This window comes from Rhodophyticola sp. (assembly GCF_965284195.1).
In the GTDB taxonomy this organism is placed as follows: Bacteria; Pseudomonadota; Alphaproteobacteria; order Rhodobacterales; family Rhodobacteraceae; genus Rhodophyticola.
This window is the reverse complement of sequence record NZ_CBDIRM010000001.1, coordinates 71,319-97,876: the sequence shown is the minus strand read 5'-3', so window position 1 is coordinate 97,876 and position 26,558 is coordinate 71,319. Positions and strand designations below refer to the sequence as shown.

Genomic DNA, 26,558 nt, shown 5'->3' with positions numbered 1-26,558 from the left:
GCCCCGCGCACTGCGGGGCCGTTTCCGTTTCAGGATATCGGGGGTCAGACGCCGATCTGGCCGCCACCCTGTTTGGTCACCACCACGACCGACGGGCGCGGCGGCATGCCTTCGGCGAAATCGGGCCAGCGGGTGGCCGGATCTTCGAAGGTCGAATCCCGCTCGAACCCGACGAAATCGTTTGTTCCGTCCGTGCCCGGATGCTGAACCGCGAGGAAGAGCGTTTCGGAGTTGTCTGCGAAATACGGCCCGCAAAGCTCCCCGCCCACCGGGCAGCGGAAGAAGAGCTTCGAGTGACCGCGCAGCTCGCCTTCGGTCTCCAACGCATAGAGACCGTCGGATTTGCCGGTGCGGCCCCAGCCCGATCCCTGGTCGGTCGAGATCCACAGACGGCCGATATCGTCCAGCGCGCAGTTGTCGGGGGAGCCGAACCACCCGCTTTCGGAAGTCTCGGGGTTCCACACCGCGCCGACCTCGGCGATGTTCGGGTCACCGCATTGCACCAGAATATCCCAGGTGCCGGTGGTGGCCGCGTGATCGCCGCCCGCCTCGTTCATCTGCAGGATATGACCGAAATTGCTTTCCGGGCGCGGGTTGACGGCATCCACCTGCTCCGGCGTGCGGCGCGAGTTGTTGGTCAGCATGACAAAGACGGCGCCATCGCCCCGCGGCTCGATATCTTCCGGCCGGTCCATCGGCGTCGCGCCCAGAAGGTCCGCCGCCAGACGGGTGTCGATCATCACGTCTGCCTGGCTGTTGAAGCCGTTTTCCGCGGTCAGCGGGCCCTCGCCATGGACAAGCGGCATCCACTCATAGCTGCCGTCGTCATTGTAGCGCGCCACGTAGAGCGTGCCTTCGGACAGAAGCTGCATATCCTGCGCCTTGTCGCCGGACACGGTGCCCGCGGACACGAACTTGTAGACATAGTCGAAGCGGTTGTCGTCGCCGGTATAGATCACCACCTGACCCGACGGTGCGATGGTGGATTCGGCGCCTTCATGACGGAACCGGCCAAGCGCGGTGTGCTTGACGGGGGTGGAGGTCGGGTCCATCGGGTCGACCTCCACGATCCAGCCGAACCGGTTGGACTCGTTGGGTTCGACATCAATGTTGAACCGGTCGTGATATCTGCCCCAGGCATACCAGCGGCCCGGCACGCCATAGCGGCCCATGCTTTCGGCCTCGGCCTGCGCGGAGAGATCCGGGTCGCCGTCGCCATCGACCGTGTCGGTCCAAAAATAGCCGTGGAAGTTCTCCTCGGCCATCAGGTAGGTGCCCCACGGGGTGATCCCGCCAGCGCAGTTGTTGATGGTGCCGTTCACGGCCAGGCCGGTCGGGTCCGCGCCCGTCATCATCCGCGCATGCCCGGCGGCGGGCCCGTCAATGGTCATCGGGGTGTCGGCGGTGATCCGGCGGTTGTATTCGCTGTCGAGCACGACGGACCATTTGCCGTCATCGCCTTTCACGATCTCGAAGACCGACCCGCCATGGGCGGCCATTTCGATATTCACCAGCTCTTCGGTCATGCCCTGGAACCCGTCGCGATCCTGCCGGCCCAGACCCGGGAACATCACCTCTTCATTGGTGTATTCATGGTTCACGCACAGGATACCGCGACCGGGCTCAAGCTCCACAAAGCCCACATAGTCGTTGTTGTAGCCAAAGCGGCGCGCCTGATCTTCCGCCGACTGGCTCTGCGGATCGAACTCGGCCATGTCGGGGAAAATCGGATCGCCCCACCGGATCAGGATATCGGCGTTGTAACCATCGGCGATGTGATGGTTCACGTCGTTGCCCCAGGGCAGCTCTTCAAAGACATACCGGCTGTCGGCGGCGGTTGCGGCGGCGGCGCGGCCCGGGGCCACGATGGCCGAGGTGCCGAAGAGTGCAGTGGTCGCGGAGACCGCCAATGCGCCGCGCATCACGTCGCGGCGGCCATAGCGGCGGTTGATCACATCGCCGATGGTGTTGCCGAGATTGGGGTTTGTCGGGATGTCGTCGAAGGCTTCGAAGGCTTCGGCCTTGTTGCCGTAGTCATCACTGCTGATGATGTCGTCACGTTTCATGAAGGGCCTCCCTGTGGCGCTGAACGCAATGCTGCATGGGGAGCGGTCCCGGAGCATCCCGGACCGCGCGCGGTTGTTAGACCGCAGGATTGTAACGGGGTCGTAACAAGGTTTCCGGTTCCGGCCTCCGATGGGAGGAAACGGCCCGGCAGATACATCCCCGACACCGCGAAGTCTGCCTCAACGCGGCGGGCCGGAGCAAATGAAGCGGGAAGAGAGCCTTGGAAATACAGCGGTTTTCCGCCTGTCCGGCGGAGAGGTGCCGCCGATGGCCGGCATAGGAAAAGCCGGGCATGGGGGCCGGTGAAGAAACATCCTATCGCCGGGAGAGCCGCACCCTATTGCTGCCGTTCGGCGCGCCCTGAGAAATGGGCCCAACGGGATCGCATGACCGCGGGCAGACAGGGTGAGGGACCGTGGTTCACCATCGCCGGATCGCTCGGGCCTGCCGGGGCGGTTCAATGAAAAAGGCCCCGTCGCATGGACGGGGCCTTTCGGATTTTTCGGAGCTCGGGTCGCTCAGTCGTCGTCGCCCTTCTTCAGCGCCGCGCCCAGAATGTCTCCAAGCGATGCGCCGCTGTCGGACGAGCCGAACTGCTCGACGGCTTCCTTTTCCTCGGCGATCTCGCGCGCCTTGATCGACAGACCCAGACGGCGGGTCTTGGCGTCCACGTTGGTCACGCGGGCATCGACCTTGTCACCGATCTGGAACCGTTCGGGACGCTGCTCGGCCCGGTCACGGCTGAGGTCGCTGCGGCGGATGAAGGATTTCATGCCTTCATACTCCACCTCGATCCCGCCATCCTCGATCGCGGTCACGGTCACCGTCACGACGGAGCCGCGCTTGACCCCATCGACAACCTCGGCGAACGGGTCACCCTCCACGGCCTTGATCGAAAGGCTGATGCGCTCCTTGTCGGTATCAACCTCGGAGACCACGGCCTGAACCACGTCCCCCTTGCGGTAGTTGCCGATCACATCCTCGCCACGACCTTCCCATGTCAGATCCGACAGGTGCACCATGCCGTCGATGTCGTTGTCGAGACCCACGAACAGACCGAATTCGGTGATGTTCTTGACCTCGCCCTCGACCTGCGTGCCCACGGGATACTGCTCTTCGAACACTTCCCACGGGTTCCGCATGGTCTGCTTCAGGCCAAGCGACACGCGGCGTTTCGCGGTATCGATTTCCAGCACCATGACTTCGACTTCCTGAGAGGTCGACACGATCTTGCCGGGATGCACGTTCTTCTTGGTCCAGGACATCTCGGAGACGTGAACCAGCCCTTCGACACCGGGCTCCAGTTCCACGAAGGCACCGTAATCGGTGATGTTGGTCACGCGGCCGGTATGGGTGCTGTCGAGCGGATACTTGCTCTCGACCGAATCCCACGGATCGTCCTGCAGCTGCTTCATGCCGAGGCTGATACGATGGGTTTCCTTGTTGACCTTGATGACCTGCACCTTGACGGTTTCGCCAATGGACAGAACCTCTTTGGGGTCGTTCACGCGGCGCCACGCCATGTCGGTGACATGAAGAAGGCCGTCCACACCGCCAAGGTCCACGAAGGCCCCGTATTCGGTGATGTTCTTAACCACGCCGTCGACCACGTCGCCCTCGGCCAGCTTGCCGATGACCTCGGCGCGCTGTTCGGCACGGCTCTCTTCAAGAATCGCACGGCGGGAGACGACGATGTTGCCCCGGCGACGGTCCATCTTGAGGATCTGGAACGGCTGCTTGAGGCCCATCAGCGGGCCCGCGTCGCGCACCGGGCGGACATCGACCTGAGAGCCGGGCAGGAACGCAACCGCGCCGCCCAGATCCACGGTGAACCCACCCTTGACCCGGCCGAAGATCGCGCCTTCGACGCGGTTTTCATCGGCATAGGCTTTTTCCAGACGATCCCACGCGGCCTCGCGGCGGGCCATCTCATGGGACAGCACGGCCTCGCCCCGGGCGTTTTCGACATTGCGAAGGTAAACCTCCACCTCGTCGCCCACGCTGATCTCGGGGGCCTCGCCGGGATTTGCGAATTCCTTCAGATCGACACGGCCTTCCATCTTGTAGCCGACATCGATGATGGCCTGGCCTGCCTCGACGGCGATGACCTTGCCTTTGACAACGCTGCCCTCTTCGGGCGTGTCAATTTCGTAGCTTTCGTTCAGGAGGGCTTCGAATTCCTCCATGGTTGCTTTAGCGCACATGCGTTTTAACGTTCCTTATCAGGGTTTTATCTGGCCGCGCGGTTGTCTCCGCCGGTCTTTGGGGTTGGTCTTTGACACGCATTGCCGGAAAACGATCAGGGCCGGGGGAGACCCGACCCTGCTCGATCCGCGGCGTTGCCCGCCGACTTGACGCGGCTGCTATACCCCGGCGGGCCCTTGCTGGCAAGGGCTTCGGCACAATTGGCGGATGGCGCTTCCCGGTATCTAGAGAGGTTGACCGCGCTGCAAGAGATCCTCCAGCAGATCGCGATAGATCCCGGGGCTGTCACCGCCGCCGAAGATCCGTGAGCCGCTGGTGTAAAGCGTGCCATAGCTCCGCGCCAGATTGACCGTCTGGGCAATTCCCTCGATCAGCTGCGCACCGTGCAGCTCCGCCAGAGGATGCACATAGACGGCCCAGAGACGCCCCTGCCCGATGGCATAGCGCGCATCGAGCGCGGTATCGAAATTGGCCTGCATCACGCGGGCCAGATCGGCCTCGCTCAGCGCGTCGGCCGAGGCCACGGGCACCATGGCGCGCATCCGGTTGGCGGCCTGATCCATCACCACCAGAACCGGAACATCCTCGATTGTCAGCTCCACTCCCTGACCGGAGGCCGCCGCATCCGGATCCAGCGCCAGCAGGATCGCGGCGACCCTTTCGGGTGTCATCGGCGGGTCTGCCTGCTGCGCGGCAAGCGGCGTCGCGGCCAGAACGGCGACGAGGAAAAAGGCGCGTATCAGCATCGGGCATACTCCTTCCGGAACGAGGTCGCGCCCAGACTAGACCCTCCTGCCCCACACGCCCAAACCACGCTTTGGTGACCGGTCAGAGCCGCCTGAGGCTGAGCTAGTTGCCGGCGCCCGGCCCGATGGCCCGGACCGCCCGCCGCGGGCCCCGGTCGATTGCCGCCTGAACCCTGTTCAGATCCGTGGCGACCGGTATCTCGACGCTGGAACCGGCCCCGAGCTTTGCGGTCTTCACGCCATCGACGAGGATCCTTCAGGCACGCGACCGGTCCGTGGAGCCACCCCCGCGGGCGAGGGTGAGACGGGGCTCCCCGCTTATCGCGCCTCTTCGACGGTGGCGATCGCCCGGGCGACCGCCGCCTCGATACTCAGATCCGAGGTGTCCAGAACCACCGCATCGGCGGCGGCCACCATCGGAGCTTCCGCCCGCTCGCTGTCGCGCGCATCGCGTTCGCGCACATCGGCAAGCACTGTCTCGAAATCCGTGTCCAGCCCCCTGCCTTTCAGCTCCGCCAGACGCCGCTCCGCCCGCACCTCCGCGCTGGCGGTGACAAACAGCTTCACCCGGGCATCGGGGCAGATCACCGTGCCGATATCCCGCCCGTCCAGAACGGCGCCGCCTGCGCGGGTGGCAAAGGCGCGCTGAAAATCCACAAGCGCCGCGCGCACCTCGGGGATCACGGCCACCTTGCTGGCGGCCCGCGCCACATCCGGGCCGCGCAGGTCGTCGCCCTCCAGATCCGCGGCCCGCAAGCGTCCTGCGGCCTCGACCGGGTCTTCGCCATGCAGCATCCGCCGGCCCACCGCCCGGTACAGCAATCCGGTATCGAGATGTGCAAAGCCGAAATGCTGAGCAACGGCACGGCTGATCGTACCCTTGCCCGCGGCCGCCGGGCCGTCGATTGCCACCGTGAAACTCATGGTATCACCTGTGTCGTCAGCGACGGATCGTCCTGCGGCGCCTGCGGCAGCCCGTCGGTGATCTCGTAATAGGCGCCCTTGTCGGCGCAGAAGATATGCCCCGCCAGACGGATGCCCGGATCTCCGTCCAGCGTGCCTGCGAAAATCGACAGGTGGCTGCCCGGCCCGTCCCAGAACAGGTTTGATCCGCAGATGCCGCAAAACCCCCGCCGCGCAATGTCCGAAGAGGCGTACCAGGTCACGCGCCCCTCTATCTCCACATGCTCGCGCGGCGCGGAGGTGGCGGCCACATGATGCCCGCTCGACTTGCGGCATTGCCCGCAATGGCAGGCGATCACCGGGCGCAGCGGCGAGGAGACGACATAGCGGACCGCGCCGCAAAGACAGGATCCTGTACTCATCGGTTGCTCCGTTCGATGCGCGCGCCAAGCCCCGCCATCAGCGTCTCGAAGATCGGAAAGCTGGTCGCGATCGGGCCCGCATCATCGACCCGCACCGCCTTTTTCGCCGCCATCCCAAGGCAGAGGAAGGACATGGCAATCCGGTGATCCAGATGGCTCGCGGCCATCCCGCCGCCCGGCACCCCGCCCGGCCCCATGCCGGTCACGGCCCACCAATCCGGCCCATCCTCCACCTTCACGCCATTGGCGCGCAACCCGGTGGCCATCGCCGCGATCCGGTCGCTCTCCTTCACGCGCAGTTCCCGGACGCCGCGCATCATCGTCCGCCCCTCGGCGAAGGCCGCGACGACGGACAGGATCGGGTATTCATCGATCATGCTGGCCGCACGTTCCGGCGGCACCTCGATGCCTGTCATATCCGGGGAGTAGCGCGCCCGGAGATCGGCCACCGGCTCCCCACCCTCCTCGCGCATGTTCTGATAGGTCAGATCGGCGCCCATATCGCGCAGGGTCTCGTAAAGTCCCGCCCGGGTCGGGTTCAGCCCGATGCCCGGCACCAGCACGTCGGAGCCCTCGCAGAGGAGCGCGGCACAGACCGGGAAGGCGGCGCTGGACGGATCGCGCGGGACGTCGATCGCCTGCGGGCGCAATTCGGGCTGCCCGGTCAGGGTGATCACCCGTCCCTCGCCGGTCATCTCGGTCGCGATGTCAGCGCCGAACCCCGCCAGCATGCGCTCGGTATGGTCCCGCGTCGCCTCCGCTTCGATCACCACGGTCTGGCCCGGCGCATTCAACCCGGCCAAAAGCACCGCGGATTTCACCTGCGCCGAGGGCACCGGCACCGTGTAGCGAACCGGAACCGGCTCTGCGGCGCCTGTCAGCGTCATCGGCAGGCGGCCGCCGGAACGCCCCATGACCTGCGTGCCGAACAGCGCCAGCGGGTCCGTGACCCGCGCCATCGGCCGCCCGTTCAGGCTGGCGTCGCCGGTGAAGGTGGCCACAATCGGCGAGGTCGCCATCGCCCCCATGATCAGCCGCACACCGGTGCCGGAATTGCCGCAATCGATCACCTGATCGGGCTCTGCAAAACCGCCGACGCCGACCCCGAAGACGGACCATTCCCCCGGCCCATGTTGCTTCACCCCGGCACCGAAGGCCCGCATCGCGCGGGCCGTGTCCAGCACGTCCTGACCTTCCAGCAATCCGGTGATCCGCGTCTCGCCGACGGCCATCGCCCCCAGAATGAGCGCCCGGTGGGAGATCGACTTGTCGCCCGGCACCTCCGCAATACCGCGCAACGCCCCCGCCCTGCGGGAGGTCATCGGAACCGGATCGCCATGGCCAGACATCAAGGTCACCTCATCTTCAGTCGCCCGCGGTGATAAACCGCCCCTTCGGCGCGGTCCACACCCCTTCTGTGCGTTCAGGAACGGCTGCCCGGACAGGGCGCGGCAAGGCGCCCCCCGGGTAACTTCGGGCAAGAGCCAGCGCGGCGGCCTCTAGTTTTTCCGGAAACTCAGGTAATGTGGCACCCGGCCCGCGCGCAGCGCCTTCTGCTCGTAGCGGGTCGCAATCCAGTCCTCCCACGGGGTCCGCCAGTCCCGCGGCCCCTCGGCCAGCCAATCGAACCCGGCCTTGGGCACTTCCAGCAGGGTCTGGCGCACGTAGTCGGGGATATCCGTCGCCACCCGGAACTCGGCCCCCCGTTTCAGAACGCGTGCCAGCGGGGCCAGATGCTCCGCCGTCACGAAGCGCCGGCGGTGATGGCGGGTCTTGGGCCACGGGTCGGGATAGAGCAGGAATGCCTTCGACACGGCACGGTCTTCAAGCACATCGAAGAGGTCGCGCGCATCGCCGGGATGGACCTTCAGATTTTCCACACCCGCGGCGCGGATCTTCCCCAACAGCATCGCGACGCCGTTGATGTAGGGTTCGCAGCCGATGATGCCCACATCCGGGTTCGCCGCCGCCTGATGGACCATGTGTTCGCCACCGCCAAACCCCACTTCGAGCCAGACCTCCCGCCCGCCGAACAGCGCACCAAGATCGAGCGGCCGGCGTTCTGGGTTCGTCTCCCAATCCACCGGACCGGGCGAGAGCGCCGCCAGATCCTCTGTCAGATACCGCGCCTGACTGCTTTTCAGATGCTGGCCCTTGCGGCGGCCATAGAAGTTTCGCGCCGGGCGGCGGGCCGCGTCAGTCACCGCCTTCTCCATCACCGCGACGGGTAGCGCCAGTCCGCCCCGGCTGTCATGGGTGCCGCGCCCGATCACCTGATAGCCAAGCGCGCCCCATACCGCCTGCCCGGCGGGGCCTGCCTTCAACTCGATCCGTGTCGCACCGCTGTCGAAAAGCCGCGCCTCCACCAGTTCGGTCAGCCGACGGGCGATGCCACGGTTCTGAAAGGCCGGGTCCACATACAGGCCCACGATTTCGGCGTCGGGCGATCCGGTCCGATAGCTGCAAAACCCCGCAACGGCTCCGTCAATCTCGGCCAGAGCAAACGCTTCGCCCGCCGCGCAGGCCCGCAGATAGACATCGGGGGAGATCCCGGCGGCCCAGCTTTCGCGCTGCTCCGGCGACAGAATGTCGTCGGGGACAGCGGCGATCGCACGTCGATGCACGTCGGCAAGGGCGGGGGCGTCTTCGGCAAGACCTGCGCGCAGCACCTCCGTCATCGGCGTGACCCTTATCTCAAACGGCCGCTCTCAACGCCTCGACCAGATCGGTCCGCTCCCAGCTGAACCCGCCGTCGGCATCCGGCGCGCGGCCGAAATGGCCATAGGCCGCCGTCCGCTGATAGATCGGCCTGTTGAGTTGCAAATGTGTCCGGATACCGCGCGGCGTCAAATCCATGATCTGCGCCACGGCGGCCTCGATCTGGCTTTCATGCACCTTGCCCGAACCATGGGTGTCGGCATAGATCGACAGCGGCTTGGCCACCCCGATCGCATAGCTGAGCTGTATCGTGCAGCGATGGGCCAAACCGGCCGCGACCACGTTCTTGGCCAGATAGCGGGCCGCGTAAGCCGCCGAACGGTCCACCTTGGTCGGATCCTTGCCGGAAAACGCGCCGCCGCCATGGGGGGCCGCACCGCCATAGGTGTCGACGATGATCTTGCGCCCGGTCAGACCGGCATCGCCATCGGGGCCACCGATCACGAATTTTCCGGTGGGGTTCACCCACCATTCGGTATTCCCGTTCAGCCAGCCGTCGGGCAGTTCTTCGCGGATATACGGCTCCACGATCGCGCGCACATCTTCGCTGGTGAGGGTTTCATCCAGATGCTGCGTCGACAGCACGACGGAGGTCACCTCCACCGGCATGCCATCTTCATAGCGCACGGTCAGCTGGCTCTTGGCATCGGGGCCAAGCGCAGGCTCGGCGCCGGATTTCCGCGCCTCGGCCAGACGGCGCAGGATGCAATGGGCGTAATGGATCGGGGCGGGCATGAGCTCGGGCGTCTCCGCCACCGCATGGCCGAACATGATCCCCTGATCGCCGGCGCCTTCGTCCTTGTTGCCGGACGCATCGACGCCTTGCGCGATATGGGCCGATTGCTCGTGCAGCAGGTTGGTCACTTCCACAGTCTCGTGGTGAAACTTCTCCTGCTCATAGCCGATATCCCGGATGCACTCCCGCGCGATGTCCTCGATCCGCTCCATGTAATCGTGAAGCTTGTCCTGATCGCTCAATCCCACCTCTCCGCCGATCACCACCCGGTTGGTGGTGGCGAAGGTCTCGCAGGCGACCCGCGCTACGGGCTCCTCGGTGATCAGCGCGTCCAGAACCGCGTCCGAAATGCGGTCACACACCTTGTCCGGATGGCCCTCCGAGACGGATTCAGAGGTGAAGGAGAAGTTCTGTCGCGACATGGGGAATGCTCCATTGAATATGTCTTTCCCCACGCCAGGAAGCCGTTGTGGAGACTTGATCGGCATGCCTTACGCCCAAGTGCGGCGGGGTTCAATGCCTGTTGACGCGGCGTCTTGCGGTAACGGCGAAAAGCGCGGCCAGAATAACCAGAAATACGGGCCAGTCGCCGGTACGGGCATAGAGCGTCGGCGGCAATGCTGGCGGCAAAGCGACATCCAGCGCCCCCGCCACGCCCAGGGGCAGGCTGTCCAGCACCCGGCCGCGGCCATCGATCACTGCCGAGATGCCCGTATTGGCCGCACGGACCAGCGGCAGACCCTGCTCCGCCGCGCGCAACCGGGCCAGCGCAAGGTGCTGATAGGGGCCGGAAAACTGCCCGAACCACGCGTCATTGGTGATATGCACCATCCAGTCGGGACGCTCTATCCGGCGGATATAGCCCGGAAAAATCGCCTCGTAGCAGATCATCGCGAAGGCGCGGCCAAGAGTGCCAAGATCCAACGCCTGCGGCCCGGGCCCGGGCCGGTAGCCGGTCTGCAGGGCGGCGGCGAGCCCGTCGATGCCGAAGCGCGACAAGAGATCGCCGAAGGGCATGTATTCGCCGAAGGGCACCAGATGGTGTTTGTCGTAGATCGCGGCGATCCCACCGGTTTCATCGAGCAGCGCCAGGGAATTGCGCGCCGTGACCCCCTCCAGCCGCTGCGCGCCGAGGATCACCGGAACCAGCCCCGCCGCCTGTGAGATAACGGCACGCCAGTCTTCGGACTGGTTTAGAAGTGCGGCCAGCGACGTTTCCGGCCAGATAACAAGGGCGGGCGGGCGGCCATCACGCTGCGGCGGCTCGGCGGTCAGGTCCACGGCGCGGGCGAAGAAGACCGGGATCATGTCCGGCTGCCATTTCAGATGCTGCGCGGCATTGGGCTGCACCAGACGCAGGACCGGGGCATCGGGCGCGGCATCGGGGGCGGGCGGAACCGTCAGTGCAAGCCCGACCAGCCCCGCATGAATGCCCGGCACGATCAAGACCCACCAGCGCTCCCGCAGCACCCCCACCGCGATCAGAGCCGCGGCCGCGACGGTGTAAAACGTCATCCCGTAGGGGCCGACAAAGGCGGCCAGCGGCAACAGGCTCGTATCGATCCAGATATGGCCCGGTTGCGCCCATGGAAACCCGGTCAGCACCGTTCCCCGCGCATATTCGGCCGCGGTCAGGAGCGCCGTCCAGAGCAAGGCCCGTTGGCCGGGCCCGGTCGCCAGCCGCACCGCCAGCGCCGACGGCACCGCCCAGAAAAGCGCCAGACCGACGGCCAGAAACAGCAAGGCGAAAGGCGCCATCCAGCCGTGGCGGAGCGGGTCGACTAGAAAGGGCTCGACGATCCAATGCAGGGAAACGGCGAAGTATCCCGCCCCGCCGCTCAACCCGAGCGAGAAACCGCGCCGTGCCGTATCGGCGCGAAGAACCAGCACCACCAGACCGGCAAGACCGATGACCGCCAGTAGCGAAAGATCGAAAGGCGCCTGTCCCAGCCCGCCGACCGCCCCGGCGGTCATGGCCAGAGCCAGACCCTGGCGGACGGAGCGGGCCGCCAGCCACTCGGACACGGAATTGGCCGTGGTCAAGTTCAGGAGCCTTTCGGAAGTCGCACGCGCAATCGCTTGATTCGCCGGGGGTCGGCGTCCACCACTTCGAATTCCGCGCCCGACGGATGGGGGATCACCTCGCCCCGCGCGGGCACCCGGCCCGTCAGGACGAACACCACGCCGCCCAGCGTGTCGATTTCATCCTCATCGGCCTCTTCGACCAGCTTCATCCCGATCTCCGCCTCGAATTCATCGAGCGGGGCGCGGGCGAGCGCCAGATAGGAGCCGGCATCCTCCATCAGCCAGGGCCGGTCTTCCTCCACATCGTGTTCATCCTCGATCTCGCCGATCACCTGCTCGATCAGGTCCTCGATGGTCACCAGCCCGTCGACCCCGCCATATTCGTCGATCACCAGCGCCATATGGGTCCGATCCGTCTGCATCTTCTGCAGCAACACACCGATGGGCATGGATGGCGGCGCGTAGAGCAAGGGCCGCAGCATCGTGCGAAGCGAGAACCCGCCGCCACCGCCGTTGAAGCCGTATCGCAATGCGACATCCTTCAGGTGAACCATGCCGATGGGCGTATCGAGCGTACCGTCATAAACGGGCAACCGCGTCAGACCGCTCTGGCGGAACACGGCAACCAGATCGTCCAGTTCGATATCGCAGGAGACCGAAATGATCTCGACCCTCGGGATGGAGACATCCTCCACCCGCAACCGGCGCAGGTTGGACATGCCGGTGCCGGGCACGAGCCCCGGCGCGCCGTCCACTGCGGGCAATGCGGGCACACCGTTGATACTCTCCGGTTCCGGGTCGGGGGCAGTGCCAAAGAACCGGGCGAAAAAGCCGGGTTTCCGTTCAGGCAACTCATCCGTCTGTGGCGCGCTCTGCGCTGCGCTAGACGACGGGTCAGGGCTTGAGCTCATGGCTCCTTTCCAAAAATACACCGGGTCACGCGCAACCCGTTGTCTCAATATGGGTCAGGGATACCCAATCTTGCAAGGATACCCGTCTCCAGATCCTCCATCAATATCGCATCTGCATCATTTATGTGGTCAAAACCCAACAGATGCAGCGTTCCGTGGACCAGAAGATGGGCCACATGATCGGCGAAACTCTTCTTCTGCGCCGCCGCCTCGGCCAGACAGACGCCATAGGCGATCGCGATGTCGCCTAGTTCATGGGGCGGATCGCCCGGGGCGGGATCGGGCAGGTCCGGCATCCGGCCCGGATCGGGCTGATGCAGTTCGGATGGCCAGCTCAGCACATTCGTGGGCGCAGGCTTGCCCCGGAACTCGGCATTCAGCTCGGCGATGCGGCCATCGTCGCAGGCCAGAAGGCTGATCCTGAAGCTTTCGGCCTGCAACCCCAGCTCATCAAGTGTCGCGGCGCAGACCCGGCGCGCCAAGGCCTCCACGTCCAGCGCCTCCCAGGCCGGATCTTCAATGAGACAGTCAATCTCCATGGGAGCGCCCTTGGAAAACCCGCCGACCCGGCAGGCGGCGGAGGCCACCGCGCTTGCGCCACGCGTGAACGCGGCGCGTGCCCGGTTCGAAACACATTCCGCTATGCCGCAGGGTCATCCGCGTCATAGGCCTCGATGATCTTGGCCACCATCGGATGGCGCACCACATCCTTGGCCGTGAAGTAGTTGAAGCTGATCCCGTCGATATGACCCAGGATCCGCTCCGCCTCGGACAACCCGCTTGTGACGCCACGGGGCAGATCCACCTGGGACCGGTCGCCGGTGATCACCATCCGGCTGCCCTGCCCCAGACGGGTCAGGAACATCTTCATCTGCATCGCGGTGGCGTTCTGCGCCTCGTCCAGCACGACATAGGCGTTGGAGAGCGTCCGGCCCCGCATGAAGGCCAGCGGTGCGATCTCGATCTGCTTTTCCTCGATCAGTTTGGCCAGTTGCTTGCCGGGCAGGAAGTCGTTCAGCGCATCGTAGAGCGGCTGCATGTAGGGATCGACCTTGTCCTTCATGTCTCCGGGCAGAAAGCCCAACCGCTCGCCCGCCTCGACCGCCGGGCGGCTGAGGATGATCTTGTCGACATGGCCGTTGATCATCTGGTTCACGGCCACGGCTACCGCCAGATAGGTTTTGCCCGTCCCCGCCGGGCCGATGCCGAAGGCCAGTTCATTGGCATAAAGCGTGCGAACATAGGCCTGCTGTGCCTGTGTCCGCGGTTCGATCGTTTTCTTCCGGGTGCGGATCTCGATATGATCCCCCGCATCGCCCTTGAACAACTCGATCTGGTCGCCGTCCCTGGCCCCGGTGCCTTCGGCCGAATTGCCGAGCCGGACCACCGCGTCGATATCGCCCGGGTCCAGGCTTCTGCCTGCTTCCGCACGCTCATAGAGCTTTTGCAAAACCTCGCCCGCTTCGGCCCGGGCCTCCCCGAGCACCGCGAGCATGTTGCCCCGGCGCAGGATCTGGACGCTCATCAGATGCTCGATCTGTGCCAGGTTGCGGTCGAACTCTCCACACAGCTCGATGAGCAAACGGTTGTCGGGAAATTCCAGCAGCAGTTCCAGAGGAGGGTCAGACGGGTTCGCAGTCAGTGTGGACAGATCCAAAGAGAACTCCCAAATCACGAAGGCATGCGATCAGTTTGGCAACCTTGGCCACGCAAAGCAACATCTTGTGGCCGCGGCGGCGGAAAAAGGCGGGTCTTGGGGTAACGGTCGCAAAAACGGGCGATCCCGTCTTGGAATCGCCCGTCAGAAAAAACATGCGTTTGGCGCCATACGGCCGCTACCGGCGGGGAATGCGATCCCGAATACCGCTATCGGCGCCGATATCTCCGACAATTGAGTTCGGCGGGGCAATCGGGGTGCAGACAGGCAGGCCGCTGCGCGGATCGCGACGGCGCGACCAGTAACCTTCCAGCCCGTCGTCGATCATCCAGATATGACACCCGTCAGGATCCACATAGATCCCGGCCTCCAGTTGTGTCAACGATCCGGCATCGCGGCCAAGGTCATCGCCGATGGCGCGCAGTGGCGGGCCGTCCCCGCGCGGCACCATCACGCTCTCGAAGGATTCCGTGCATCCCGCCAGCGCCAATGAACAGGCAATCATGATCGCCGGGGTCTTGAGGGTGTGAAGACTGATCATACTGGTCACCTGTAACATACGATTTCGACGCGGCGGTTCTGCTGCATGTTCGCCGCAGAGGTGTTGGGCACGAGCGGCTGGCGTTCGCCAAATCCGATTTCGCGCGCCACGCGCGCACCCACCGACCGCGCCACGCCCGCAACCGAAGAGGCGCGACGCTGAGAAAGCCGGATGTTGTATTCATCCGAAGCGCGGCTGTCGGTATGGCCGTAGATCGCGTAGGCAAAAGCCCCGCCATTGCGGAAGAAATCCTCCAGCCGGGCCCGGCCCGAACTGGTCAACCGGGCGCTGTCGGTGTGAAACAACACATCCGAATTGGCCACGGCGCAGGTGTTGAACTCCATGCAGACGGGCCGCCCGTTCTGCGGGTTGACCCGGCCTTCCATATAGCCCTCGATGCCGCCATCGGCGACCCAGTGGTGGCAGCCATCGGGGTCGATCCAGATCGCCGGCTCCACGGTGCCGGTTATGGCCTGCTGCGCCTGCACGGCACCGCCCGACGGCAACAGGGCAAACGCGCCAAGCGCCGCCCCGCAGAACGCTGTCCTCAGACCAGGCCCAAATGTCGACCAAAAGAGTGAAACCACGGCACATTCCCCCAGTTCTCAATACCAGTGCGCTGGCTTGGCACGGCGCAGCACAAAACACCATTTATTCGCAGGAGGATAGCAAGTTTCATTGGCTTGTGAAGCCGTTTTTACCAAATATAGTCTTTGGGGTGGAAACACTGCCCCTAGATATGGGGGATTGTTCGAAAAGCTGTTTGATATCCGTCGGAAAGCCCGCGCTTCGCGACCCCGTGTCGGGCAGGCGCCCCGATATCAGATCAGCACACCGGCCAGAGAGTTCGACGCGCTTGCGATGATTCTTACCGGAGCGATCTGACCGCGCAGGGTTTCCGGGCCGTCCACATGGACCGCGTGCAGATAATCCGACTTGCCGACCATCTGGCCCGGCATCCGGCCCGGTTTTTCGAACAGCACCCGAACCTCGCGCCCGACCATCCCGTCCTGCGCGGCGCGCTGCTGCTCTGACAGAAGCGCCTGAAGCCGTTGCAGCCGGTCATCGGCCTCCGCCTGATCCACGCCCGGCCGTTCGGCGGCGGGCGTGCCGGGGCGCGCCGAATACTTGAAGGAATAGGCCTGACCGTAGCCCACGGCCCTGACCAGATCGAGCGTCGCCTGGAAATCCGCCTCCGTTTCGCCGGGGAACCCGACGATGAAATCGCCCGAAAGCAACAGATCGGGCCTTGCATCGCGGATCCGGGCAATCAGACGGATATAGTGTTCGGCCGTATGTTTGCGGTTCATCGCCTTCAGGATCCGGTCGCTGCCCGATTGCACCGGAAGATGCAGATAAGGCATCAGCTTGGCGCAATCCCCGTGGGCCGCGATCAGATCGTCTTCCATGTCATTGGGATGGGAGGTGGTGAACCGGATCCGTTCCAGCCCGTCGATCTCTGCCATCCGCCGGATCAGCCGGGCCAGGCCCCATTCCGCGCCGTCCGGCCCGGTGCCATGATAGGCATTCACATTCTGGCCCAGAAGGGTGATCTCGCGCACCCCGCGTTCGACGAGATCCTGCGCTTCGTGCAACAGCCGGTCGACCGGCCGGGACACTTCCGCGCCGCGCGTATAGGGCACCACACAGAACGCGCAGAACTTGTCGCACCCTTCCTGCACGGTCAGAAAGGCGGTCGGCCCTCTGGGCGCCTTGCGCGTCTTCGGCAGATGCGCGAACTTGTCCTCCTCGGGGAAATCGGTATCCAGCGCCCGGCCGCCGCCCGCCAGCGTATCCACCATCTCCGGCAGGCGGTGATAGGTCTGCGGCCCCACAACCAGATCGACCATCGGCTGCCGCCGGATGATCTCTTCGCCCTCGGCCTGGGCCACGCAGCCGGCGACCCCGATCTTGAGATCCGGGTTGGCGTCCCGCAACGGCCGGAACCGTCCAAGCTCGGAATACACCTTTTCCGCCGCCTTTTCGCGGATGTGGCAGGTATTCAGCAGGATCATGTCGGCGTCGTCGGGGGTGTCCGTCTGGACATATCCCTTCGACCCCAGTGCCTCCACCATGCGCTCGCTGTCATAGACATTCATCTGACAGCCATAGGTCTTGACATAAAGCTTCTTCGGCTCGGACATGAAACGGGCTCCGGTGGGGTCGACCGCCCGTGTACCCCATGGGCGCGCGGCCTTCAACGGCGCGTAATTGCAATCTTTACGCTTGCGCGTCAGATTGGCCGGAAAGCGACGCAAGGTAGTGAACCATGATTTATCCAAGCCTTGACGCGTTCCGTGCGGCGCCCCCGTCCGCCTTCGGCAAGGGGCCTTTCGCGATGATCATCGCAGAGGACGCAACCGAGGTCGTGTCCACGGTCATGCATGTCCTGCAACTTGGCTTTGCCCGTGTTTTCCTGATGGCGCCCAAGGGGCTCGACCTGCCGGAAAACGAACCCGAGATCGCCAATCAGGTGGACATCATCCGCCACCGCACCCGGCAGCCGGGGACGGTGGTGGATGCCGTGAACACGCTGATCGACAAGATCCCCGGCGAATGGCTGCATTACTGTTTCAACGGGGAATACCTGTTCTATCCGTTCTGCGAAGACCGCACCGTGGGGGAAGCGGTCTCCTTCGTGATGGAGGAAAGACGCAGCTCGATCCTGACCTATGTGATCGATCTCTATGCCGATGATCTGTCGCTTTATCCCGATGCTGTCTCGCTCGATACGGCGCATGTGGACGGGTCGGGATATTACGCCGCAACCAGACGGAATGAAGATGACGACGTGCTGGAACGTCAACTGAATTTCTATGGCGGGCTGCGCTGGCGGTTCGAGGAGCATGTGCCCGAACCGAAGCGCAAGATCGACCGGGTCGGTCTTTTCCGGGCGCGCCCGGGCTTGCGGCTGCGAGAAGACCACACGCTGAACGATGAGGAAATGAACACCTATGCCTGCCGGTGGCATCATTCGATGTCGGCCGCCATCTGTTCGTTCCGCGTGGCCAAGGCGCTGCGCACCAATCCCGGCTCGCGCGACGATATCCCCGATTTCCGCTGGCATAAATCGGTCAGGTTTCAATGGTCGTCGCAGCAATTGGCGCAGCTTGGGCTGATGGAACCGGGGCAATGGTTCTGAGACGACCCGCGCGGGCCGGACCATGCGCCTGATCCGCGACCCGGCCATCCTTGCCCTGATGGGCATGCAGGTGACGGTCTGGGCCGGATTGTTCTACAGCTTTCCCGCGCTGGTTCTGCACTGGCAGGCCGAATTTGGCTGGTCGACCGCGGAGATCATGGGCGCGTTCACGATTTCGATTGCCGTCTACGCCCTTGGCGCCCCGCTTTTCGGGCGGTTGATAGATCGCGGCGCGGCCCCGATCAGCATGCCCCTGGGCGCGGCCATCGGGGCCGGGCTGCTCGTGGCACTGGCATTCGCGGACACGCTTCTGGCCTTCTACCTGATCTGGGCGGCCATTGGGGCGACCATGGGCCTGACGCTTTACGAAGCCTGTTTTGCCATCGTTACCCGGGCGCGGGGCGCCGATGCGCGGCGGGCGATCACCGCGATCACGCTGGTGGGCGGGTTCGCGAGCACCCTGGCCTATCCGTTGACCCACTGGCTGGCCGGGATCGGCGGCTGGCGCACCGCCATCTGCGCGATGGCGGCACTGGTGGTCCTCGTGGCCGTCCCGCTGGCACGTCTGGCGGCGCGCAAGCTGGAGGCGCAGGCGCGGGCACAGGCGCTGCCTACGGACACGGCGCCATCGCCACCCCGGCCATTTGTGCTGCACGTGCCCGGCTATTGGGCGATTGCGGGCGGCTTCGCTCTGGCGGCCCTGACCAGCGGCATCGTGCTCAGCCATCTGTTGCCGATCATGGCCGCGCAGGGCGTCAGCGACGATATGGCGATCCTTGCGGCCGCGGCGATCGGCCCGGCGCAGGTTGCCGGGCGGATGGCGATGATGGCCGTCGACAACCGGATCTCCGCGCTGCGGATCGCGCAAATCGCCATGGCGACGCTGGCCCTGGGCGCGGTGATGATGGCCGCGGCGGGTTGGGTCGCGGCGCTGGTTCTGGCCTTCGGGGTCTTGCAGGGCGCGGGCTACGGTGTGGTCGGCATCATGCGCCCGGTGGTGACCCGCGATATCCTCGGTCAGCGGGATTTCGGAGCGGTGTCGGGCGCGGTCTCCCTCCCATCGCTGTTTCTGTTCGCGCTGGCCCCGTTTCTGGGCGCGGTGCTGTTCGATCTGGCGGGCTACGGTCCGGTCCTGCTGCTTTGCATGGCGGCACCAGTCGCGGGTGCGATCTTGCTGCAGACGCTGGACCGCACATGAAAAAGCGCAGCCCCATGGGGACTGCGCTCCGTGTCATCGCAAAGCGCGAGATCAGGCCGTCACCGGCTCCGCATCGATCGCCTTGGGCGCAGTGCCGTTGATCTCGATCTGGCGCGGTTTCAGCGCCTCGGGCACTTCGCGGACCAGATCGATATGCAGCATCCCGTTTTCATGGGACGCGCCGGTCACCCGGACATGATCGGCCAGCTGGAAGCGTTTCTCGAACGCCCGCGTGGCGATCCCGCGGTGAAGGTAGGTGCGTGTCGTCTCCTCCTTCGCCTTGCGCGCCGTCACGACAAGCTCGGTCTCGCGCTGTTCCACGGCGAGATCGTCATCGGTGAAGCCCGCAACCGCAATCGAAATGCGATAGGCGTCTTCATCCGTCTTTTCGATATTGTAAGGGGGGTAGGTGCTGGTGCCCACGTCCTGGGTCATCACGCGGTCCAGCAAATCGGCCATGCGGTCAAAGCCGACGGTTGCCCGGTACAGGGGCGACAGATCATAAGTGCGCATCACGTTATCCTCCGTTTGAGCGACAACTCTCTTTGGTCAGGCGGTCCATATGCGAACCCGCCAAGGTCATGCCGCGGCCCCATCCGGGCACCACAGCGCCCTATATGTGTGATACGGTTTTCGGCGTTTCAAGAGGGTCAGGGGCGGACAAATCGGGCGCCCGAGCTTTCGCGCCCGTCATTGCTGCCCGACAGGGTACGGATCTGCGGCAGGGAGCGGACGAATTGCGCATTCGAACGGTCAAGCAAATCCAGCAGCACCACAAGTTCACCCTGCAACTCAGCCGACAGCGCCACCGGCTCATCCCCCCAATCGGCGAGGGCCGACACCACCGACACGACATTCATCTGCCCGTCCCGGTCCACCATGACCGGCGAGCCGGAAGAACCCTGAACCACCGAGCAGGACAGGACCAGAATACCGGGATCCTCGGCCAGAACCTCGCAATCGTCTTCGAGGGAGGCATACTCCTCCCGCTCGGCGCCATAGGAGACGACCTGTACGACATCGCCGGGGCCGACACTGCCGCGTGTCGCGATCGGGCGAATGGTCTGTTCCGGGATCGCGCGGTCAAGCTGGAGAAGGGCCATGTCGGTGCGGATCCGGTTCAGATCATCGGGGCTGCCATAAGTGTAATCGGGATGCAGGATGCTTTTGCGAATGCCCCGGTGTGCGACGGCATAGCCATTTCTGAGCCCGGCGTTGAAGGACAGGGCCGCGTCGGGCCGGCGGGTCGCGCTGTCTTCGGGTCCGTCGAACAGGCAATGGGCCGCCGTCAGGACCAGATCGGGCGCGATCAGCGTGGCGGTGCAGAACCCCGCACCGGTATCCAGACGCCCCACCGCTTCCCATCCGCGCAGATCATGCGCCGAGTCCAGCGGCCGCAGCGGCGTATCGGGTTCCACGGTGGGCAATCCCCGCGTCTGCGCCATTGCCGGACCCGCAAGCGCCAAGGCGATTGCAACGACGGGGAAAATGGCCTTCATCACCGGGTCTCCGCAGGGAATTCCGCTTTTTCACTACCGGTCCAGTACGGCGAAAATGAGGCCGGGCGCGGTGATTGGACCGGGCCCGGCCCGCCGGTGAATGCGCACAGGCAGGACCGGGACAGAACCGGAACCGCGGCTATTCGCGGGCCCCGGTCGCGGTCAGCGCAGCATCGGCACTGCGGGGGTTGCCCGCTCCGCCGTCAAGGCGGGTGGCTGCGGGCCGCCTGTCGCCCAGTCCAGCAGTTCGACCGTATGGACAACCGGAATATCCGTTCCGCCGCCGATCTGCATCATGCAGCCGATATTGCCCGCCGCGATGATATCCGGAGCCTTCGCCTCAAGGGTCCGCACCTTGCGGTCTTTCAGCTGTTTCGAGATCTCGGGCTGCATCAGATTATAGGTGCCGGCGCTGCCGCAGCACAGGTGGCTGTCCGCAGGTTCCACGACCTCGAACCCGGCCCGCTTCAGAAGGTCCTTGGGATAGGTCTTGATCTGCTGGCCATGCTGCAGGCTGCACGCGGCGTGATAGGCGACTTTCAGGCCCTGACCGATCGGGGCGGGCGCGCTTTCGGGGGTATGCGCCGCATCGGTCCCGGCGATGGCGTCGCGCGCGGGGTTGACGGCGCGCCATTGCGGCGCGTCACCGGGCAGAAGGTCGATCAGCACTTCCGAGATGTCTCTCGCGATACCCGCCACGGCGGCGGCCTCTTCCGCGAGCGGCTCGTTGCGGAACATGTGGCCGTAATCCTTCACGGTCGTCCCGCAGCCGCTGGTATTGATGACGATGGCGTCCAGCCCCGCGCCCTGCATCTCGGCCCACCACGCGCGGATATTCCTTGCCGCCGTGGCGTGGCTTTCCCGGGTCTTGCCCATGTGATGCGTCAGCGCACCGCAACAGCCCGCGCCCTCGGCGATCACCACTTCGGCGCCCAGTCTGCGCAGAAGCCGGATGGTCGCGTCGTTGATATCCGTGTTCAGCGCGCGTTGCGCGCATCCGGTCATGAGCGCGACACGCATCTTGCGCGCGCCCGTTGCGGAAAACACCTGCGGATCGTCATTGCGGCTGACCGGGGGGATGGTTTTGGGCGCCATTTCCAGCATCGCCTTCAGCCGCGCATCCGGCATCAGCCATTTGAAAGGCCGGCCGATCTTGGCCCCGAGCAGCGCCAGACGAAACCTCGTCGGGTAAGGCAGGATTCGCGCCAGGATCCAGCGCAGCGCCCTGTCGCTGAAGGGGCGTTTATAGGTCTGTTCGATATATTCGCGCGCGTGATCCACCAGATGCATGTAATGCACGCCCGACGGGCATGTGGTCATGCAGGCCAGGCAGGACAGGCACCGGTCGATATGCTTTACGGTCTTTTCGTCCGCAGGGCGATCATTTTCCAGCATATCTTTTATAAGATATATCCGTCCGCGCGGGCTGTCCAACTCATCGCCCAGCACCTGATAGGTCGGGCAGGTGGCCGTGCAAAAACCGCAATGGACGCAGGATCGCAGGATCTCGTTCGACCGTTTGGTCGCAGGATCCTTCAACTGCTCAGGCGTGAAGGTGGTTTGCATGACCGCCCTTTCAGATAAATGAGAGAATGACGAGCCCCAGGACCGCCGCAGAAACCAGGAAGAGCGCCGCGAAAACGCCGCGCGCGGCCCAGACCGACGTGAAGCGGCCGAGATAGAGGTGATACCCCATGCCCGCCACCGTCGCCGCCAGAAGGGCGACGCCAAGCGCGCTGACCCATGCGGGATCGCGCCCGAGCATCGGCCCCTCCACGATCAGCGAAGCGAAGACCAGGGCCGCGGCAACGGCCGAGCCGATCTGGGCAATCAACGCCCCGAGCGGGCGGTCGCGGATAAAGACAAGCCCGCAGAACACGGCGGCGGACAGGACCGCAATCGGGGCGGCATCAAGGCCCATCATCTCACACCTCTCCGCCCATCAGGCCAGGGTTCAGGATACCCTTCGGGTCGAACTGCTTCCTCAGCCCCGCCGACAATGCGGCAATCGGCGCGGCTTCGGGGTGAAAGACCGGCAGACGGGCGCGGGTGTCCTCGCTGGCCCGGATCAATGTCGCGTGGCCGGCGAAATCCGCCAGCTTCGCGCGCAGATCGGTGCCGCCCGGAACCAGCGCCCAGACCAGCCCGCCGCCCCAGTCATAGAGCACATCGCGCGCGTCCAGCTTCGCCACCAGCCCCGGCGCATCGGTCGGCTTCACCGAGATGCGCCAGACATCCCCGTCCTTGCCCTTGAACCCGTCCACGTCCCGTACCCATTTCCAACCGGTATCGGTGCCGGACGCGCCCCCATCGGCCGCAAGCCCGGTTTCGATCTCGGCCTGTCCGAACGGGGCCAGCAGGGCCTGAAGCCGACCGGCCCGATAGGCGACCGAAGCCTCGAACCCTTCGACGCGAAGCATGGTCACCGGATCGCCGTCCAGACCATTGGGCGTGTGCGCCGCGCCGGAAACCTCGAAAGGAGAGCCGAGCGCCGCAGCCATCGCCGCGACCGCGGTTTCGTCATCAAGCCCCCGGAGAAGCACGCAGGCCGTTGCCGCCACACCGGGCAGAACCTTGAAACTCAACTCCGACAGGACGCCAAGCGTGCCATAGCTGCCGGCCATCAGCTTCACCAGATCATAGCCGGTGACATTCTTCATCACCCGCCCGCCGTTTTTCATGATGCGTCCGCGCCCGTCGACGAACCGCACGCCGATCAGGCTGTCGCGGCAGGCGCCGGCCTGGATCCGGCGGGGGCCCGAAACGTTGGCCGCGACAACGCCGCCGATGGTGGGAACCCCGTCGGTTCCCATCAGGGACCGGTGATCCATGGGTTCGAAGGGCAGCCTCTGGTTTTCCGCTGCCAGCGCCGCCTCCACATCCGCAAGCGGAGTGCCCGCCTTCACGACGATGGTCAGCGCGCCGGGTTCATAAAGCTCGATCCCGCGCATGTCGGCCATGGACAGGACCTCTCCCACCACGGGGCGCCCGATCGGCCGGGTGCCGCCACCCTGCACCCGCAACGGGGCGGATGCGGCCGACAGCATCTCGGCAAGCTCAATCTCGGTTTCAGGGGTCAGCACGGCGGCCTGCTCCTTCTCTGCGCCCCGGATCTTCACGGGGTTTCGGATATGGGCGGGGCGCGCCTGCACAGGCCCCTGTCCCGATGACGTGCAACCTTCAGGCGGCGAGGGTCCGGCGGCTGGCCGAAGCCTCCAGCGGAAACACCTTGGCCGGGTTCAGCAGCCATGCCGGATCGAAGACATCCTTCACCTGCATTTGCAGTTCCAGATCCTCCGGGGTGAACTGCGTGGTCATCAGATCGCGCTTTTCGATACCCACGCCATGTTCGCCGGTCAGGCAGCCGCCAACCTCGACACAGAGCTTCAATATCTCCGCACCGAACGCCTCGCAGATTTCCAGATCGCCGGGCTTGTTCGCGTCGAACAGGATCAGCGGGTGCATGTTGCCATCGCCCGCATGGAACACGTTACCGACCTCCAGCCCGAATTCCTTGCTCATCTCGCCGATGCGGCGCAGCACATACGGCAGGCTGGAAACCGGGATCGTGCCGTCCAGACACATGTAATCGTTGATCTGCCCGACCGCTCCGAAAGCCGATTTCCTGCCAAGCCAGATCTTCGCGCTTTCCTCTGCGGATTTGGACTCGCGCAGCTCCACCGGGTCATATCTGCGGGCGATCTGCAGGATCACGCCAAGCTGTTCGTCGATCTCGGCTTCCGAGCCTTCGACCTCGACAATCAGCAACGCGTTGCAGTCCGGATATCCGGCATTCGCGAATTTCTCCGTCGTCTCGATGCAGAGCCTGTCCATGAATTCGATCGCCACCGGCAGGACGCCCGCCTTGATGATATCCGCGACGCAGGCGCCCGCGGTTTCGTTATCGTCGAAACCGATCAGAACCGGCCGCGCGCCCTCTGGCTTGGGCAGGATCCGCAGCGTCGCTTCGGTCACCACGCCCAACTGCCCCTCCGACCCGCAGACAAGGCCCAGAAGATCATAGCCCGCTGCATCCAGATGCGCGCCGCCGATCTCCATCACCTGACCATCCATGGTGACCAGCGTCACACCCAGCAGGTTGTTGGTCGTCACGCCGTATTTCAGGCAATGGGCACCGCCGGAATTCATTGCGATATTGCCCGCGATCGCGCAGGCCAGCTGGCTTGACGGATCGGGCGCGTAGAAAAACCCGTCCTCCTCCACCGCGCCCGTGACCGACAGGTTGGTGCGCCCGGACTGAACCCGGATAATCCGGTTCTGATAATCGGTTTCCAGCACGTCGTTCAGACGTGCCACACCAAGGATCACGCTGTCGGCGGTGGGCAATGCCCCCCCGGCAAGCGACGTGCCGGATCCGCGCGGCACAACCGGCACACCCATTTCGTTGCAGATTTTCAGAACCGCCACGACTTCTTCGGTCGTGGATGGCAGGACCGCGACCATCGGCGGGCATTTATAGGCGGTGAGCGCGTCGCATTCATAAGCGCGCGTGCCGGCTTCCTCGTGAATCACCGCATCCTTCGGCAGAACCGACATCAGTCGAGCCACCACAGCCGATTTTTTGGCCAGAATCGCCGGGTCCGGGGTTGGCATCTCCATGATATCGCTCCTCCCATCCAATATTGGTAAATAAATATAACCAATTTTTGCAGATGGCAAGAGATTCCTTGCCCGCTACTGTCGCAGCCATGAACTTCATCATGGTGCTCACAACCCTCAGCTGGCTCGATGCGCTTGCCCTTGCCACAATCCTTCTGGCCTGGGGCGGTCTGGGCGCCTGGATCGAGGCGGAAAACGTCGCGCGCCCCTCGGTGACCGTATTGATGACGCATTACCGGCGCGCCTGGATGGAGGAGATGATCAATCGCGACGGGCGGGTCTTCGATGCGACCATCCTGACCAATCTGCGCCAGGGCACGGCGTTCTTCGCCTCGGGCGCGATGCTGGCCACCGGCGGGCTGCTGACGCTGATCGGCAATTCCGACCAGTTGATCGTCGTGGCCCGCGACCTGACACTGGAGGAGGAAACCGCCCTGATCTGGCAGATCAAGCTGCTGCTGACCGTGGTCTTGCTGACCCAGGCGGTGCTGCGGTTCGTCTGGTCGAACCGGCTATTCGGCTATTGCGCCGTCCTGATGGCCGCCGTGCCGAACGACCCGACCGACCCGCGCGCCCTGCCCCGCGCCGGGAAAGCCGCCGAGATCAACATCCGCGCCGCATTCAATTTCAATCGTGGCATGCGGGCGATCTATTTCGCGCTTGGCTCGCTGGCGTGGCTGCTTGGGCCGGTGCCTCTGATCGCGGCGGTGCTGGTGATCTCCTACGTGATCTGGAACCGGGATTTCGCCTCCGCCTCCCGCGAGGTCATGCTGAGCGATGGAGAACAGCTATGAGGCATGTGTTGGCCGCAATCTGCGTCCTGCTTCCGCTCGCGGCGTTTGCGGAACCGCCGGAGATCGTCGCCGCGGCCTATTCCGCCGGCCGGGTTTCGGTCACGCTGGCGCATCCCGATACGGGCTGGGATCATTATGCAGATGGGTGGCAGGTGGAACTTGAAGACGGAACGGTTCTGGGAACGCGGGTTCTTCTGCACCCGCATGTGGAGGAGCAGCCTTTCACGCGCAGCCTTGGCAATGTGGTGATCCCTGCGGGCGTGACGCAGGTCTTCATCCGCGCCCGCTGCAACGTGACGGGATGGGGCGAAGACCGGTTTGCGCTTTCGGTCGAGTGATCTCTGCGCGCGAGGGGGAATGACGCCCTGAGACCG

26 protein-coding genes, 1 pseudogene and 1 riboswitch are annotated in these 26,558 nt (G+C 64.7%); of the genes and pseudogenes, 4 read left to right on the top strand and 23 right to left on the bottom strand.

The window, feature by feature from the left end; translation table 11 throughout:
- Nucleotides 1–44: 44 nt before the first annotated feature.
- From ACQ651_RS00500 to miaB, 17 genes and pseudogenes are all read right to left on the bottom strand, one after another.
- Complete coding sequence (locus ACQ651_RS00500; protein WP_227284341.1) at nt 45–2,066, bottom strand: PhoX family protein; 2,022 nt, start codon at nt 2,064–2,066, stop codon at nt 45–47.
- Nucleotides 2,067–2,585: 519 nt separating this feature from the next.
- Complete coding sequence (rpsA, locus tag ACQ651_RS00495; protein ID WP_227284342.1) at nt 2,586–4,271, bottom strand: 30S ribosomal protein S1; 1,686 nt, start codon at nt 4,269–4,271, stop codon at nt 2,586–2,588.
- 225 nt (nt 4,272–4,496) lie between these two features.
- A complete protein-coding gene (locus ACQ651_RS00490) occupies nt 4,497–5,018 on the bottom strand; it encodes a type III secretion system chaperone (RefSeq protein ID WP_227284343.1) in 522 nt (173 codons plus the stop codon).
- Between the two features lie 103 nt (nt 5,019–5,121).
- Nucleotides 5,122–5,256, bottom strand: coding sequence for a hypothetical protein (locus ACQ651_RS00485; RefSeq protein ID WP_430447823.1), 135 nt, complete (start codon nt 5,254–5,256; stop codon nt 5,122–5,124).
- 80 nt (nt 5,257–5,336) lie between these two features.
- On the bottom strand, nt 5,337–5,942 hold the full coding sequence (locus tag ACQ651_RS00480; protein WP_227284344.1) for a (d)CMP kinase: 606 nt from the start codon (nt 5,940–5,942) through the stop codon (nt 5,337–5,339).
- Entirely contained in the window at nt 5,939–6,343 is a 405-nt protein-coding gene (locus tag ACQ651_RS00475) for a GFA family protein (RefSeq protein ID WP_430447821.1), read from the bottom strand. Before ACQ651_RS00475 ends, ACQ651_RS00480 begins: the two co-directional genes overlap by 4 nt.
- Nucleotides 6,340–7,692, bottom strand: a complete 1,353-nt coding sequence (gene aroA / locus ACQ651_RS00470; protein ID WP_430447819.1) for a 3-phosphoshikimate 1-carboxyvinyltransferase — start codon at nt 7,690–7,692, stop codon at nt 6,340–6,342. Before aroA ends, ACQ651_RS00475 begins: the two co-directional genes overlap by 4 nt.
- Nucleotides 7,693–7,842: 150 nt before the next feature.
- Nucleotides 7,843–8,559, bottom strand: a complete 717-nt coding sequence (gene trmB, locus ACQ651_RS00465; protein ID WP_430450290.1) for a tRNA (guanine(46)-N(7))-methyltransferase TrmB — start codon at nt 8,557–8,559, stop codon at nt 7,843–7,845.
- A gap of 54 nt (nt 8,560–8,613) precedes the next feature.
- A pseudogene (locus ACQ651_RS00460) lies at nt 8,614–9,021 on the bottom strand (GNAT family N-acetyltransferase); the annotation flags it as partial.
- Between the two features lie 16 nt (nt 9,022–9,037).
- Complete coding sequence (metK, locus tag ACQ651_RS00455) at nt 9,038–10,219, bottom strand: methionine adenosyltransferase (RefSeq protein WP_430447817.1); 1,182 nt, start codon at nt 10,217–10,219, stop codon at nt 9,038–9,040.
- A gap of 6 nt (nt 10,220–10,225) precedes the next feature.
- Nucleotides 10,226–10,276, bottom strand: a riboswitch (SAM-SAH riboswitch).
- Nucleotides 10,277–10,310: 34 nt separating this feature from the next.
- Nucleotides 10,311–11,840, bottom strand: coding sequence for an apolipoprotein N-acyltransferase (gene lnt / locus ACQ651_RS00450; RefSeq protein ID WP_430447815.1), 1,530 nt, complete (start codon nt 11,838–11,840; stop codon nt 10,311–10,313).
- Between the two features lie 2 nt (nt 11,841–11,842).
- Nucleotides 11,843–12,733: a hemolysin family protein gene (locus ACQ651_RS00445; RefSeq protein WP_430447813.1), complete on the bottom strand. Its 891-nt coding sequence runs from the start codon at nt 12,731–12,733 to the stop codon at nt 11,843–11,845.
- A gap of 44 nt (nt 12,734–12,777) precedes the next feature.
- Complete coding sequence (gene ybeY / locus ACQ651_RS00440) at nt 12,778–13,272, bottom strand: rRNA maturation RNase YbeY (protein WP_430447811.1); 495 nt, start codon at nt 13,270–13,272, stop codon at nt 12,778–12,780.
- 101 nt (nt 13,273–13,373) lie between these two features.
- The gene (locus tag ACQ651_RS00435) at nt 13,374–14,390 is read right to left on the bottom strand and encodes a PhoH family protein (protein WP_430447809.1); all 1,017 of its coding nucleotides are present in this window, start codon (nt 14,388–14,390) and stop codon (nt 13,374–13,376) included.
- 178 nt (nt 14,391–14,568) lie between these two features.
- The gene (locus ACQ651_RS00430; RefSeq protein WP_227284351.1) at nt 14,569–14,931 is read right to left on the bottom strand and encodes a hypothetical protein; all 363 of its coding nucleotides are present in this window, start codon (nt 14,929–14,931) and stop codon (nt 14,569–14,571) included.
- A gap of 5 nt (nt 14,932–14,936) precedes the next feature.
- Entirely contained in the window at nt 14,937–15,518 is a 582-nt protein-coding gene (locus tag ACQ651_RS00425; protein ID WP_227284352.1) for an OmpA family protein, read from the bottom strand.
- Nucleotides 15,519–15,752: 234 nt separating this feature from the next.
- On the bottom strand, nt 15,753–17,075 hold the full coding sequence (gene miaB, locus ACQ651_RS00420; protein WP_227284353.1) for a tRNA (N6-isopentenyl adenosine(37)-C2)-methylthiotransferase MiaB: 1,323 nt from the start codon (nt 17,073–17,075) through the stop codon (nt 15,753–15,755).
- 125 nt (nt 17,076–17,200) lie between these two features.
- Here miaB and ACQ651_RS00415 point away from each other — a divergent pair, with 125 nt between their 5' ends.
- Both ACQ651_RS00415 and ACQ651_RS00410 read left to right on the top strand, forming a co-directional pair.
- Nucleotides 17,201–18,073 carry a hypothetical protein gene (locus tag ACQ651_RS00415; RefSeq protein WP_430447807.1) on the top strand — a complete coding sequence of 291 codons (873 nt, stop codon included), beginning with the start codon at nt 17,201–17,203 and terminating at the stop codon, nt 18,071–18,073.
- A gap of 22 nt (nt 18,074–18,095) precedes the next feature.
- Nucleotides 18,096–19,271, top strand: a complete 1,176-nt coding sequence (locus ACQ651_RS00410) for an MFS transporter (protein ID WP_430447805.1) — start codon at nt 18,096–18,098, stop codon at nt 19,269–19,271.
- A gap of 51 nt (nt 19,272–19,322) precedes the next feature.
- Here the strand turns inward: ACQ651_RS00410 and ACQ651_RS00405 are convergent, their stop codons facing one another.
- From ACQ651_RS00405 to ACQ651_RS00380, 6 genes are all read right to left on the bottom strand, one after another.
- Nucleotides 19,323–19,784 (bottom strand): Hsp20 family protein, encoded by a 462-nt coding sequence (locus ACQ651_RS00405; RefSeq protein ID WP_227284356.1) that lies wholly within the window; start codon nt 19,782–19,784, stop codon nt 19,323–19,325.
- Nucleotides 19,785–19,921: 137 nt separating this feature from the next.
- Nucleotides 19,922–20,770 carry a trypsin-like serine peptidase gene (locus ACQ651_RS00400; protein WP_227284357.1) on the bottom strand — a complete coding sequence of 283 codons (849 nt, stop codon included), beginning with the start codon at nt 20,768–20,770 and terminating at the stop codon, nt 19,922–19,924.
- 162 nt (nt 20,771–20,932) lie between these two features.
- Nucleotides 20,933–22,336 carry a glycolate oxidase subunit GlcF gene (glcF, locus tag ACQ651_RS00395; protein ID WP_430447804.1) on the bottom strand — a complete coding sequence of 468 codons (1,404 nt, stop codon included), beginning with the start codon at nt 22,334–22,336 and terminating at the stop codon, nt 20,933–20,935.
- A 10-nt stretch (nt 22,337–22,346) separates the two neighbouring features.
- Nucleotides 22,347–22,694: a hypothetical protein gene (locus ACQ651_RS00390; protein ID WP_227284359.1), complete on the bottom strand. Its 348-nt coding sequence runs from the start codon at nt 22,692–22,694 to the stop codon at nt 22,347–22,349.
- A 1-nt stretch (nt 22,695) separates the two neighbouring features.
- On the bottom strand, nt 22,696–23,850 hold the full coding sequence (locus tag ACQ651_RS00385; protein WP_375552807.1) for an FAD-binding protein: 1,155 nt from the start codon (nt 23,848–23,850) through the stop codon (nt 22,696–22,698).
- Between the two features lie 100 nt (nt 23,851–23,950).
- Complete coding sequence (locus ACQ651_RS00380; RefSeq protein WP_227284360.1) at nt 23,951–25,390, bottom strand: FAD-linked oxidase C-terminal domain-containing protein; 1,440 nt, start codon at nt 25,388–25,390, stop codon at nt 23,951–23,953.
- Between the two features lie 101 nt (nt 25,391–25,491).
- On the opposite strand from ACQ651_RS00380, the gene ACQ651_RS00375 reads away from it, so the two are divergent.
- Entirely contained in the window at nt 25,492–26,184 is a 693-nt protein-coding gene (locus ACQ651_RS00375) for a DUF599 domain-containing protein (protein ID WP_227284361.1), read from the top strand.
- Nucleotides 26,181–26,522, top strand: a complete 342-nt coding sequence (locus ACQ651_RS00370) for a hypothetical protein (RefSeq protein ID WP_375550583.1) — start codon at nt 26,181–26,183, stop codon at nt 26,520–26,522. The genes ACQ651_RS00375 and ACQ651_RS00370 overlap by 4 nt, the downstream gene beginning before the upstream one ends.
- Nucleotides 26,523–26,558: the final 36 nt, after the last annotated feature.

Bases quoted from the DNA above. Each gene is read 5' to 3' on its own strand.
- ACQ651_RS00500 (WP_227284341.1), bottom strand. From the start codon at position 2,066: ATGAAACGTGACGACATCATCAGCAGTGATGACTACGGCAACAAGGCC.
- rpsA (WP_227284342.1), bottom strand. From the start codon at position 4,271: ATGTGCGCTAAAGCAACCATGGAGGAATTCGAAGCCCTCCTGAACGAA.
- ACQ651_RS00490 (WP_227284343.1), bottom strand. From the start codon at position 5,018: ATGCTGATACGCGCCTTTTTCCTCGTCGCCGTTCTGGCCGCGACGCCG.
- ACQ651_RS00480 (WP_227284344.1), bottom strand. From the start codon at position 5,942: ATGAGTTTCACGGTGGCAATCGACGGCCCGGCGGCCGCGGGCAAGGGT.
- ACQ651_RS00475 (WP_430447821.1), bottom strand. From the start codon at position 6,343: ATGAGTACAGGATCCTGTCTTTGCGGCGCGGTCCGCTATGTCGTCTCC.
- aroA (WP_430447819.1), bottom strand. From the start codon at position 7,692: ATGTCTGGCCATGGCGATCCGGTTCCGATGACCTCCCGCAGGGCGGGG.
- trmB (WP_430450290.1), bottom strand. From the start codon at position 8,559: ATGGAGAAGGCGGTGACTGACGCGGCCCGCCGCCCGGCGCGAAACTTC.
- metK (WP_430447817.1), bottom strand. From the start codon at position 10,219: ATGTCGCGACAGAACTTCTCCTTCACCTCTGAATCCGTCTCGGAGGGC.
- ACQ651_RS00445 (WP_430447813.1), bottom strand. From the start codon at position 12,733: ATGAGCTCAAGCCCTGACCCGTCGTCTAGCGCAGCGCAGAGCGCGCCA.
- ybeY (WP_430447811.1), bottom strand. From the start codon at position 13,272: ATGGAGATTGACTGTCTCATTGAAGATCCGGCCTGGGAGGCGCTGGAC.
- ACQ651_RS00430 (WP_227284351.1), bottom strand. From the start codon at position 14,931: ATGATCAGTCTTCACACCCTCAAGACCCCGGCGATCATGATTGCCTGT.
- miaB (WP_227284353.1), bottom strand. From the start codon at position 17,075: ATGTCCGAGCCGAAGAAGCTTTATGTCAAGACCTATGGCTGTCAGATG.
- ACQ651_RS00415 (WP_430447807.1), top strand. From the start codon at position 17,201: ATGATTTATCCAAGCCTTGACGCGTTCCGTGCGGCGCCCCCGTCCGCC.
- ACQ651_RS00410 (WP_430447805.1), top strand. From the start codon at position 18,096: ATGCGCCTGATCCGCGACCCGGCCATCCTTGCCCTGATGGGCATGCAG.
- ACQ651_RS00405 (WP_227284356.1), bottom strand. From the start codon at position 19,784: ATGCGCACTTATGATCTGTCGCCCCTGTACCGGGCAACCGTCGGCTTT.
- ACQ651_RS00400 (WP_227284357.1), bottom strand. From the start codon at position 20,770: ATGAAGGCCATTTTCCCCGTCGTTGCAATCGCCTTGGCGCTTGCGGGT.
- glcF (WP_430447804.1), bottom strand. From the start codon at position 22,336: ATGCAAACCACCTTCACGCCTGAGCAGTTGAAGGATCCTGCGACCAAA.
- ACQ651_RS00390 (WP_227284359.1), bottom strand. From the start codon at position 22,694: ATGATGGGCCTTGATGCCGCCCCGATTGCGGTCCTGTCCGCCGCCGTG.
- ACQ651_RS00380 (WP_227284360.1), bottom strand. From the start codon at position 25,390: ATGGAGATGCCAACCCCGGACCCGGCGATTCTGGCCAAAAAATCGGCT.
- ACQ651_RS00375 (WP_227284361.1), top strand. From the start codon at position 25,492: ATGGTGCTCACAACCCTCAGCTGGCTCGATGCGCTTGCCCTTGCCACA.
- ACQ651_RS00370 (WP_375550583.1), top strand. From the start codon at position 26,181: ATGAGGCATGTGTTGGCCGCAATCTGCGTCCTGCTTCCGCTCGCGGCG.